The organism is Methylobacterium gregans (genome assembly GCF_022179245.1).
Lineage (GTDB): Bacteria > Pseudomonadota > Alphaproteobacteria > Rhizobiales > Beijerinckiaceae > Methylobacterium > Methylobacterium gregans.
Window position 1 is genome coordinate 1 of sequence record NZ_BPQM01000155.1, and the last position, 10,954, is coordinate 10,954.

A 10,954-nucleotide genomic window follows, 5' to 3' on the forward strand; every position below is an offset into this window, starting at 1 on the left:
TCAGCACGACGGCCTGCGGATCGGTGCCGGCGGCGTGGAGCGCCGCCACCGCGACGGCTGCGGCCGAGTCGCGGCCTTGCGGCTCGAGGATGATGTCGGCGCCGAGGCCGACCTGCTGGAGCTGCTCGGCGACGATGAAGCGGGACTCGGCGGCCGCGATGACGCTGGCCCTGGCGAACAGGCCGGGCTCGGCCACGCGCCGGGCGGTGGCCTGGAAGGTGGATTGCTCCGGATCGACCAGCCGGGCGAACTGCTTGGGCATGCTCTCGCGCGAGGCCGGCCACAGCCGCGTGCCCGAGCCCCCGCACAGGATCACAGGGTGGACGGAGGGCGAGGTCAGGTCGGGCATCGGGTCTCTCTCCGGAGTTCTGATCACGTCAGGCTTGATGACTTAAGGCTTCGATCGCTTTGGGCGACGCTCACTTGGACGTGCCGGACACGGCTCCGCTCAAGGGGGCGGGTAACCTGGCGCCGATCGCCCGCAACCGCTCCATGTCCTGCGGGAGGATGCAGCCGAAGAGCTTCAACCCAAGCCCGTAGACGAGCATGCCGGTCACGATCGCCGGCACGAGTGCCGCAGGGCTGGGGAAGGCGCGCAGGAGGGCGAAGGCCGCGAGGCCGCACAGGGCTGCCGCGCAGACAATGCGGGCGATCTGACCGAGCGGTGCCGGCGCGTGCAGGTGGTGGTGCACGTACCAGAGCGACGCCGCGGCCGTGAGGATCTGCACCGTCGTGCGCGTCGCGGCCGCCGCCATCAGGCCGTGCGCCGGTATGATGATCAGCCCGGATGCGATGATGCTGGCCGCCCCGACGACGCCCACGAGGATGTTGAATCGGTTGCGCTCGGCCGCGTTCATGTAGATCTGCGTCACCGCCGTCAGGGCATAGAAGGCGGCGGCGACGACGAGCATCACGGCCGGCGCCACCGCCTTCGCGAAGGCCGGTCCGTAGACCAGCGGCACGAAGACCGAGGCGATCGCGGCCACGCCGAAGCAGGCCGGGAACACGAGCATCGCGAGGTAGCGCATCCCGGTCCGATAGATCTCGACCGCGACCGCGTGCTGCTTGGCCGCGATGTTCTGCGCCAGGACCGGCAGCAGCGGCCCAGTAAGGAGCAGGGGCGCCTGGACGGCGAGGTTGGCGAGCGTCAGCCCGACCGAGAAGAAGGCCACGGCCTCGCTGCCCCAGCTCCGCTCCAGGAAGAGGATCTCTGTGCGGGCCCAGGTGACGGCTGTGAGCAGGTAGGCGAGCCAGGTCGCTCCGCAATAGCGGACGAGCCGGCCGCGCAGCTCCGGCGCGACCGGGCTGCCGCCGCGGAGTTCCCGCAGGAGGAAGAGGCTCGGCGCGAGCCCGACGATGATTGCGGCGCTCAGCGCACCCGCGAGGCCGAGCGTGGCCGCCCCCAGCACGGTGACGCCGATCTGCGCGGCGGCGGCGATCAGCATGATGCGCGCCATCCGGCCGAAGGCCTGATACCCCCGTAGCAGCCCGATGGTGAAGGCCGAGCTGCTCTGGGTGACAATGGCGGCAGCCACGATCAGCCAGAAGCCGGGCGCGGTCTTGAAGCTGTCCGCCGCGATCCCGAGGGAGAGGCTGCGCCCCTCGGCAAGCTGCCAGAGGGCGTACCCTGTGACCGCGGATGCCGCGAGCCCGACCACGAGGATGAAGCGCTTGTAGAGGGTCAGCGCGAGACCATGGCAGGCCCTCGGATCCCCGCTCCCGCGGACCTCCGGCAGGTAGCGTGCCAGGGCTCCGGGAATGCCCAGATCCGCCACCATCAAAATGATGCTGACGATCCAGGCGGCGTAGGTCACGACGCCGAGATCCGCCGGCCCGAGGAGGCGCGCGACGACGATCGTGCTCAGCGCGCCGCTGATCAAGACGGACCCGGTCGCGATCGCGTTGGCGGCCGATTGCCTTGCAAGACCGCTCAAGAGCGGACCTCGAGCGGCCGCACGGCCTTACGGGGTGATGTGTAAAGCATAGTCGAACTCGAAACCTTCGGTTTAAGCGATCGCGTACGACCTGTTCCCGGCACAGATCTCACATGAAGTTCCGCAGAAGCGTCATCTGCGGCTTGTCGCCATCCTTGTTCGGCTCGATGCTGAAGGCGTAATCCCCCCACCACGGTCCGCCGGCCCAGTAGGCGTACGCCTTCCATACGTCGCTGTTGGCCGTCAGGTAGGCCAGCATGGCGGCCGCCTCCGTCCGGCCGGCGGGCAGTGCGAAGCCGAACTCGCCGAGGAAGCCGCGGCACGCGCGCCCTCGCGCCCAGTCGGTGAAGTCGCGCAGGCGGCTCTCGCCGGCCCCGGGCACGTAGGTCTGCAGGTCGGTCCCGGAACTGTTGGCGTCGAGGTACTGGTGTACCTCGAACATGAAGTTGGTGTCGGAGAAGTCCTCGAAGGCGGCGGCGTTGCCCTCCGAGATCCAGGAATGGGCTCCGGTCCAGCCGGCGCCCGGCACCATGATCAGCTGCGTCGAGCCGAGATCGCGGATCGACGCGACGACGCGGTCCACGATCGGCCGCCACTCGGAGGGCTTGTAGGCGACAGGCTCGTTCATGAGGCCGTAGGCAATGCCGGCCTCGTCCCGGAACAGGCCGGCGATGCGCTTCCAGAAGTCCGCGAGATCGTCGGCCGCCATCGGCCGATCGTCGCGCTTGCCGTAATTGTGCGGGTCGAGGACCAGCAGCTGTCCGAAGCGCTTGGCCGCCGCCGCACAGCGCCGCAACTCCACGACATCCCGCTCCGACAGCGGGCCGAGAGGCTCGGATTGCAGGCGCTCGATCTTGAAGGGCAGCCGCACCAGCCGCATCCCGCGGCTCGCGTAGTACGCGAAGGCCGAATCCGGCGGGTAGATGTAGCCCTGCCCCATCGGCCGCCCAAGATCACCGAACTCCCCGCCCGAGAGGTTGACGCCCGGATAGGTCAGGTTCGCGGCTCGCGCCGGGTGCAGTGACGCAGCGCCCATGCCGCTGGCGATCCCTGCGAGCGCGAGGCCGGAGAGTGCGTGTCGTCGCGTGAGATCCACGTGCGTCAGCCTCATGGTCGTGTTCGCGCGCCCTTATGGGCGCCGCTTCTCAAACCGTTTCGCGCCCGCTCTCAGAGCGCGTTCGGGTCCTTCACCAACTGGATCGGCGTCTGCAGGACGATCATCACGTCGAGGGCGAGCGACCAGCGCCGGATGTAGACGCGGTCCCGGCTGATCCGTCGGGCGATCTTGTCGTAGGTGTCGGTAGGGCCACGGTAGCCCGTGATCTGCGCGAGGCCGGTCAGCCCCGGCCGCACCAGGAAGCGGTCGTCGTAGTCCGAGACCACGCCCGCGTAGGTGTCGTCCATCGCCGTGGCATGCGGGCGCGGTCCCACGAGCGACATGTGGCCCGAGAGGACGTTGAGCAGCTGCGGCATCTCGTCGAGGCTCGAGCGGCGCAGGAACCGGCCGATCCGGGTGACGCGCCGGTCGTTGGCGCAGGCCTGCTGGAAGGCACCGCTCGATTCGAGCACCGTCATGGTGCGGAACTTGAAGATCTCGAAGGGCTGCCGGTTCAGTCCGTAACGCTTCTGTCGGAAGAAGATCGGCCCCTTCGTCTCCGCCTTGATCAGCAGCGCGACGGCAAGGAAGAGCGGGATCAGGAAGAGGATTGCGGTGAGCGCGACCGTCACGTCGACCGTGCGCTTCAGGGCGGCCCCGTTGGCTGCACGGGCCCGGCGGGCGATCGGCCGCTCGGCCCTGCTTTGGTGGGCGAGGGTGCGACCATCCTGCGTCCGGGGGAGCAGCCGATCCTCGCGGTGGAACTTAACTGCTATACCCTGCTGCATTCGCGAGACTCCAAAATGCGGCGTGTCGAGTGGCGGGGGCGAGACCATCCGCGGCCGAGGGGATGCGGCCGCCCGGAATGGTCGGTCAGGTCCTGCGCCGGATGCCGGGATCGCGGGCGGCACGACTGGGAAGCGGCTCGGCCGGGCGGCAGAGATCCATGGCGACGAGCCAGAGGAACTGCCAGGAATCGACGAGGTAGCGCCGGTAGAGGCGGCGCGGTTCGGAGGCGACGCGCCAAGCCCATTCCAGACCGATGCGGCGGACGAGCACCGGCGCCCGGCGCTTGACGCCGGCGGTGAAATCGAGCGCGGCCCCGACGTTCAGGACGTAGCAGTCCCCAAGCGCGTCGTGGTAGCGGTCAGTCCAGATGTCGGATTTCGGCGCCCCGAGCCCCATGAACAGGTGAGTGGGGGCGTGCCTGCGGATGCGCTCGGCCAGCGCGTCCGAGTAGGCCGCATCGCGCTCGAAGGCGTGCGGCGGCACGCAGAAGGCCAGAGCCTCGCGGCGGAAGCCGCGCCGCAGGAGGCGCTGCTCCAGTCGCTCGGCGACCTCGGTGCTGCTGCAGACGAAGAAGCAGCGGTGGCGGGCCGCGTCGAGGACCTCGATCAGGCGCGCGAAGAGGTCCGCGCCGGTGACGCGCCCGGGCAGGCCGACATTGCGCAGGCGGGCGTAGAGATAGACCGGCATCCCGTCCGCCGTGATCGTCCAGGCACGGTCGTAGGCCCGGCGGAACGCGTCGTTGCGCGCCATCTGAACGATATGGTCGAGGTTGGCCGTCGCGAGGCGCTTGGGACCCGTACCGGAGGGCACCTCGGCCGTCGCCATTTGGGCGACGAGCGCCTGCTCGTCGAGCGCCGAGAACTGAAGGCCGAAGATCTGCCCCGCCTCGGTGAGCGAAGGGCTTTCGGGCTGCGGAGCGTCCGGCCGATACGTGGCGAGTGGCTGAGCCAATGTGCGCATCCTCTGACTGAAGGGCTGCTCTGTGTGTGATCGGCGGCGGGTGCGGCAGGCGCTGCGCGCCCGCGCCTTTTCAGCTTCGGGCGACAGCCTCGGGCGCAGCGGGCGCGCCGTCGGCCGGCATGCGGGCGGCGATCTCCCGCAGCGCGCCTCTGTAATCGTGCTGCGCCAGATATCCGGTGAGCCATGCCCGAAGGGCAGCCGCCCGCGCTCGCGCCTCGCCCGGATCGGACCGGACCCGCCGGAGCTGCAGGGCCGCGTGCTCGGTGTCGGGCTCGGCCCAGCGCGCACGCCTCAGGCCCGCATAGGCGGGGTGGGGGTCGCTGAACGGGACCAGCGCGTGATCGACCGGGTAGCATAGGTCCGGCGGACAGATATCGGTGCTGCCGGACCAGTTCGTCGCGACGACCGGGATGCCCTGAAGCGCCGCCTCGGCCAGCGTCAGGCCAAACCCCTCCGAACGGTGGAGCGACAGGTAGACGTCGGCGGAGGCGAGGAGAGCCTGCAGCTCGGCGCGGTCCCAGACCGCGTCGATCAGCCGGATGTTGCGCGCACCCGCGATCGCCGCGTGGATCCGGTCCCGCTCTATCGGGTAGCGGGCGCCGTCGCTGATCTTCAGCACCAGTTCGGTCTCGTCGGACTCGCCGAAGGCGGCACGGAACGCTGCGATCGCCGCGAGCGGGTTCTTGCGCAGGAAGGACGAGCCGAGGTTGAAGATGCTGACGACGCGAAACCGCGCGTCGGACGGCCGCGATACCGCACCCCCGTCCGCGCTCGGCCGGCCGACCGGGTGCGGGACGACGACAACCGGCTTGCTCGTGTAGGCCTGCACGGCCTCCTGGCAGAACCGGCTCGGCACCATGACGGCGTCCACGAAGCGGAGCGCTTCGACCCATTCCGGCGGCAGCGTCTCGAGTTCCCAGGCCCAGTAGCCGATGCTGTAGGTCCGCAGGTGCTGCGGCAGTCCCGCCCGCAGGATGCTCGGCAGGAGCATGGTCGGGTTGAGGTGGTAGATCGCGACGTCGGCGGGCGGACCCGAAACCCGCTGCGGATAGGCGACCCCGTCGTCGCTGTCGAAGAGCGGGGCCACGTTGGCGGTGGAGACGGTACAGCCCGCCTGCGTCAGCGACTCGATGCAGAGCCGTGCCGATTCGCCGAGGCCGGAGGAGGAGGAGAGAAGCCCGACGACGCGCACGTTGCGCACCTGCTCCGGGAAGGGATGGCGCACCGTGGGTAGGACCCGCGGCAGGATATGCCGCCGGACCGCCCGCGCAACCGGGCGCGCTGCGAGCCGCGCCGTTCGGATGAGGGGGGAAGATGCCATCACGCGGCTCCCTGCAGGTAAGACGCGGCGGAGCTGGCGGGCGCCGGACGCTCGCCGGTTTTCGTGCGGTTCATCACCACGCCGACGATGCGGTCGGCGATGGCCGGGCAGGTCGTGAAGGCGTGCTCGACCTCGTCGCGCTTGGTTCGGCCGCCCCGCACCACCAGCACGAAGGCGTCGATGAGGTCGGAGACGACGCGCGCATCGACCGCCGAGAGCACAGGCGGGACCTCGATGAGCACGTAATCGTAGTGATCGCGGGCCTCGGCCAGCAGCTGGCGCAGCGCGGCCGAACCCAGGATCTCGACCGGGTGATTGGGAAGCGGACCGGCCCCGCCGGGCAGCAGGTGGAAGCCGAGCCGGCTCGCGACGACGCATTCGGGAAGGGAGCGGCGCTCCGTCACCGCGCGCGCCAGCCCAGGGCCGGGATCACCCTCGGCGAGATCGGCGAGCCCGGACCCGTAGAGATTGGCGTCGATGACCAGAACCCGTGCGCGCATCTCGACGAACAGCACAGCGAGATTCGTGACCAGCGTCGTCTTGCCCTCCTGGGCGTTAGCCGAGATGACGCCGACGACGCGGCAAGTCTCGCGATGCAGGGCCTGATCGATGGAGACCTTCGTGGTGCACAAGGTCTCAAGGACCGCGGGTGACCCGGATCCGTTCGCGATGAAGAGGGGGACGGGCAAGCGATCGGCACGCCCCGGCGAACCGTCGGGCGAGTGCCGGAACTCGCGCGCACGCGCTGGGCACGCCTCGAGGGTGCCGAGGAACGGCTGGCCGAGTTCGTGCGTGATCTGGCGGGACCAGCGCACGCGCCGGTCGAGGGCATCCTTCAGGAAGGCGGCGGCGACGCCGGCACCGAGGCCGCCGATCAGGCCGAGCAGGAGGATCAGCGAGGATTTCGGCGCACTCTTCGAGAGTGGCGGCAACGCCGTGGTGACGATGCGCGCCTCCGTGACCGGCATCGATTGCTGCTGCAGGAACGCGCTCACGCGCATCACCCGGTTCTGCAGCGCTTCGTAGTTGCTCTGGGCATCCTGGGCAGCGCGCTCCAGCGCGCGCTCGCGGCCATCGCCCGTCGCCGGAGTGTCGGCCCGGAGATCCTGAATCTGCTTGTCGAGCAGCGTTGCGCGCAGCTCGGCCGCGGCGACCGTTCGGCGCTGCGTCTCGATGCGCTCGTCCAGCTGCTCGCCGAGCGCCCGGAGCACGGCCCCTCCCGGGTTCGCTCCGCGCTGCTCCGCCACCAGCTTCGAGAGGGCAGGATCGCCGAGCCGATCAATCGCGGTGAGGGTTTCGGCGCCCGGATCGCCCTGCGCGAGGGCGGCACGGAGTTGCGCGCTCCGATCGAGGTCGGCGCGGGCCCGGGTCAGCGCCGCCGCCGCGCCCGCGCGGGAGCCTTCGCGCTCGGTGCGCGCGTCACCGGCCTCGCTCTTGCCGGTGTCCCCGCCTGCCCGATGGGCGGCCAGGGCCGCGTTCGCGGCATCGAGCCGTTCGCGAACCTCGCCGAGGCGGCGCTGCATCCAGTCCGTCGTGCGCTGGCTCGCCTCCATGCGGCTGCTCAGCTGATCCTGGATGTAGGCCTCCGCCACCGCGTTCGCAATCGCAGCCGCCTTGACCGGGTCGAGGCTCGTGACCGTGATCTCGGCCAGGATGCTGCGCCCGGCCCGCGTGACCTTGACCTTGCGGCCGAGGGCTGCCGCCGCGGCTTGGCGCGGGTCCGTGCGCACCGCTCCCTCCGCCCCCGGCTCGAAGACCGCCATGATGGGGCCGACGAAAGCGTGCACGAACGACGGCTTCGAGCCGACGAACTCTGGATCCTTCGCGAGCTTCAGTCGATCGACGACATCGAGTGCGATCTTGTCAGACTTCAGGATCTCGACCTGACTGTCGACAACGGCGGGATCGATCGTCGTCTCGGACGATACAGTACCAGGCGACGGCGGCGTCAACTTCGTGTCCATGACGACGCTCGCCATCGACGTATAGGTCGGCGCCGCGAGATTTGCGTAGGTCGCCGCGATCGCGAAACAGACCACGGTTACCAGCGCCACGGTGCGGCGCCTTCGCACGGTCGCATCAATGATCTGCGTGATGGTCCAGGTCTTGGATCGACGGTCCGCAACCGAGAACGGGCTCGGCCTCATGCCGGCTTGGAAGCGAAGAGGAGCAGGATTGATGTTCATCGAGCGTCCCAGATCCTCCGAGCAACATGAACGGGCGAGCGCGCACAGTCCGGTCGGCGACCAGACAGCGGAACGCTCGTGCTTCGGTTGCAGGCTCGCCGAGACAGCAAACCTGATCGACGGCTAACGATCTTCCTATCCACCCCACACTCGAGCCCGAGCTGGAGGCGCGTTCAACGCAGCGCTAATACTGGTTGTCGGGAAGCAGAGGCGGATCCCCGCGAGGAACCACAATCACGGCCACATGATCGACTAGGTTGATTGCCGCCACACCTCGTTCGGTGAAGCCAAAGGTGGCTGACACGAACGTACAGCGCAAGTGGAGTCATTGTGCCGCCGAGTAATAGGCCGGAATCCACCTAGTCACGTCGAAGGTGCGGCACTTTTTTTTGGAACCCTTTGGGCTCAAGCGAAGGTGGCGCCAGACATTCTTCACGCTGAGAGGCGGCGGGCCATTTTTGCTGCGCCGCAAGGCGTTTGGGTCGCACGACGCGGTGTTGCAGTCCCTCGTGCACGCATCGGATCTAAGCCGAGCTTTCCATCCGTGGGCCGTTCGATTGGCGAAAGTCCTTGGTCCGTTCATGACAAAAACGCATGTCTGATATTCATTTTCATCATGCCAAAAGAGGATCTTCGGTTAAGAAATTTTTACGGTTCGTTGGCTGATGGAAGGATTTTTCTTCCCCGTTTCGGCGATAACGTATGTTTACCAATGGTTTCTTCGTGATTTTGACATCGTTGAGGTGCTGGTAGACGGTGAAGGACACCGGCGGGTAGGGATTTCACTGTGCCCTTCCCGGCATCATCCGCAGCTCTCGTGATGCATCGAGAGGCAGCGTGGTGCGTGGCGGTTGCGGCCTACCTCCGAAGGGGAGCAGCGGGTCCGAGCGCGATGCGGAGACATGGATGCGCGTCAGAGCGATTTGCGCACCTGCGAGATGAGGCAACTCGGACGCGTTGGGAATGCCCCAACCCATGCAACCTGAAGTGGTTTTTCGCCGCATGAAATGAAACTCTTTTCTGGACTGGACAAACCGTGCGGCTGCCACACAATATTGTACGGGCTCAAGTTTGAGCTTGCCCGACAGCGTGTGATTACCTTCCTTGAGCATCCGAGCTTGAGGCGTTCCGGCGCACGCACTCAGCACGCAGTGAAAGTCCGCCTCGCGACACGCACGCCGCTGGGATCGACACGATCCACAGCGGCTCCGGAGGACGCGGTCATCGGGATGATCAATCTGATCGGAGGAACCGGGGACATGTACGACATCGAGAGCCGCACCCCGATCCGTCCCTCGTCGCGCGTCCGGCAGGGGGTGCTCCGCCTCCTTTTCGCCGGCACCGTGATGCTGGCGCCGCAGGCCGGACAGGCGGCCTACCGTCTGGCGCCCGGCGACAGCTTGGCGATCGAGGCGGTCTCCGTCCCAGAGATGAAGGCGTCCAGCGTGATCAGCGTGGACGGCCAGGTCTCGATGCCCCTAGTGGGACAGGTGCAGGTGGCGGGCCTCACCCTCGCCGAGGCCCAGTCCAAGATCCAGGCGCTCCTCCCGACGAAGGAGTTCCGGCGCCGCACGAACGAGGGACGCGAGTTCCCGGTCATCCTCTCTCCGTCCGAGATCACGGTCACGGTCGACGAGTACCGTCCCGTTTATCTGAACGGCGACGTCGCGCAGCCCGGCGAGCAGAAGTTCAAGCCCGGCATGACGGTCCGGCAGGCCGTCTCGCTGGCGGGCGGCTTCGACCTTCTGCGCTTCAAGATGGACAATCCCTTCCTTCAGCTCTCCGAGCTGCGCGAGAAGCACAACCGGGCCTGGGTCCAGTACGCGCGGCAGCAGGCGGTGATCGCTCGGCTCCGCGCTGAGCTCGACGGCAAGAAGGATATCGATGACCGAGCACTGAAGGACACGCCGCTCGCACCGTCGATGACGGCGGAACTCCTCGACGTCGAGCGCGGCATCCTGAAGACGAAGAACCTGGATGCGTCCAAGGAGAAGGCCTACCTCACCGCGGCCGCTCAGAAGGAGGGCGACCGGGTCCGCGTGCTCACCGAGCAGGAGAGCCGCGAGAAGGAGGGCGTCCAGGCCGACGCGGACGAATTCAAGCGCAGTCAGGATCTCTACGAGCGCGGGACGATACCGACGAACCGGCTGACGGAGTCGCGCCGCTCGCTCCTTCTCTCGTCGACGCGTGCCCTGCAGACGACCGCGACCCGCGCGGCGACCGAGCGGGAAAAGGACACCTTCGACTATCGTCTGCAGCGCGTCGACGAGGCGCGGCGGCTCGAGGTGATGAAGGAGCTCCAAGAGGCCAACGTCCAGCTCGCCGAGATCCGCAGCACGCTCCAGAACACGAGCGAGCAGCTGCGCTACACCGGCATGGTCAGGTCGCAGCTCGTTCGCGGCCTCGACGGCGATCCAACCATCGTGATCGTCCGCAAGGACGGCAAGCAGGTCCAGCGCATCACCGCGTCCAACGACACCGAGCTTCAGCCCGGCGACGTGGTGGAGATCGCGCTGCAGTTCGGCGAGGTCGCCGACGTCCCGACCCGCTGAGGCTCCCGCGCCGGGCCGCCGCCCCCGGACCTCGCCTCGATAACCCTCGCACGCCCCTGATCGAACAAGCCTGGAGAAACGAACCGCGATGTTTCCAACGCCGCTTGCCGCGCTGG

The 10,954-nt window shown here is 68.1% G+C and carries 8 protein-coding genes; 1 reads left to right on the top strand and 7 read right to left on the bottom strand.

Annotated features, from left to right (window positions below):
- The 7 genes from MFF54_RS25100 to MFF54_RS25130 form a co-directional block, all read right to left on the bottom strand.
- On the bottom strand, positions 1-349 hold a 349-nt coding region (locus MFF54_RS25100), incomplete at its 3' end, for a sugar phosphate nucleotidyltransferase (protein ID WP_283206321.1).
- Between the two features lie 70 nt (positions 350-419).
- Positions 420-1,934 (bottom strand): lipopolysaccharide biosynthesis protein, encoded by a 1,515-nt coding sequence (locus tag MFF54_RS25105; protein ID WP_238306923.1) that lies wholly within the window; start codon positions 1,932-1,934, stop codon positions 420-422.
- A gap of 109 nt (positions 1,935-2,043) precedes the next feature.
- On the bottom strand, positions 2,044-3,045 hold the full coding sequence (locus MFF54_RS25110; RefSeq protein ID WP_238306924.1) for a glycoside hydrolase family 5 protein: 1,002 nt from the start codon (positions 3,043-3,045) through the stop codon (positions 2,044-2,046).
- A gap of 56 nt (positions 3,046-3,101) precedes the next feature.
- Positions 3,102-3,818 carry a sugar transferase gene (locus MFF54_RS25115; RefSeq protein WP_238306925.1) on the bottom strand — a complete coding sequence of 239 codons (717 nt, stop codon included), beginning with the start codon at positions 3,816-3,818 and terminating at the stop codon, positions 3,102-3,104.
- An 85-nt stretch (positions 3,819-3,903) separates the two neighbouring features.
- Positions 3,904-4,770: a WecB/TagA/CpsF family glycosyltransferase gene (locus MFF54_RS25120; protein WP_238306926.1), complete on the bottom strand. Its 867-nt coding sequence runs from the start codon at positions 4,768-4,770 to the stop codon at positions 3,904-3,906.
- A 79-nt stretch (positions 4,771-4,849) separates the two neighbouring features.
- Positions 4,850-6,100: a glycosyltransferase gene (locus MFF54_RS25125; RefSeq protein ID WP_238306927.1), complete on the bottom strand. Its 1,251-nt coding sequence runs from the start codon at positions 6,098-6,100 to the stop codon at positions 4,850-4,852.
- Complete coding sequence (locus MFF54_RS25130; protein WP_306423983.1) at positions 6,100-8,286, bottom strand: Wzz/FepE/Etk N-terminal domain-containing protein; 2,187 nt, start codon at positions 8,284-8,286, stop codon at positions 6,100-6,102. Before MFF54_RS25130 ends, MFF54_RS25125 begins: the two co-directional genes overlap by 1 nt.
- A 1,259-nt stretch (positions 8,287-9,545) precedes the next feature.
- Between MFF54_RS25130 and MFF54_RS25135 the strand changes: the two genes are divergently transcribed.
- On the top strand, positions 9,546-10,838 hold the full coding sequence (locus MFF54_RS25135) for a polysaccharide biosynthesis/export family protein (RefSeq protein WP_238306929.1): 1,293 nt from the start codon (positions 9,546-9,548) through the stop codon (positions 10,836-10,838).
- The last annotated feature ends 116 nt before the right edge of the window (positions 10,839-10,954 follow it).

Coding starts and splice junctions, on each gene's coding strand:
- MFF54_RS25135 (WP_238306929.1), top strand. CDS start 9,546: ATGTACGACATCGAGAGCCGCACCCCGATCCGTCCCTCGTCGCGCGTC.
- MFF54_RS25110 (WP_238306924.1), bottom strand. CDS start 3,045: ATGAGGCTGACGCACGTGGATCTCACGCGACGACACGCACTCTCCGGC.
- MFF54_RS25125 (WP_238306927.1), bottom strand. CDS start 6,100: ATGGCATCTTCCCCCCTCATCCGAACGGCGCGGCTCGCAGCGCGCCCG.
- MFF54_RS25130 (WP_306423983.1), bottom strand. CDS start 8,286: ATGAACATCAATCCTGCTCCTCTTCGCTTCCAAGCCGGCATGAGGCCG.
- MFF54_RS25115 (WP_238306925.1), bottom strand. CDS start 3,818: ATGCAGCAGGGTATAGCAGTTAAGTTCCACCGCGAGGATCGGCTGCTC.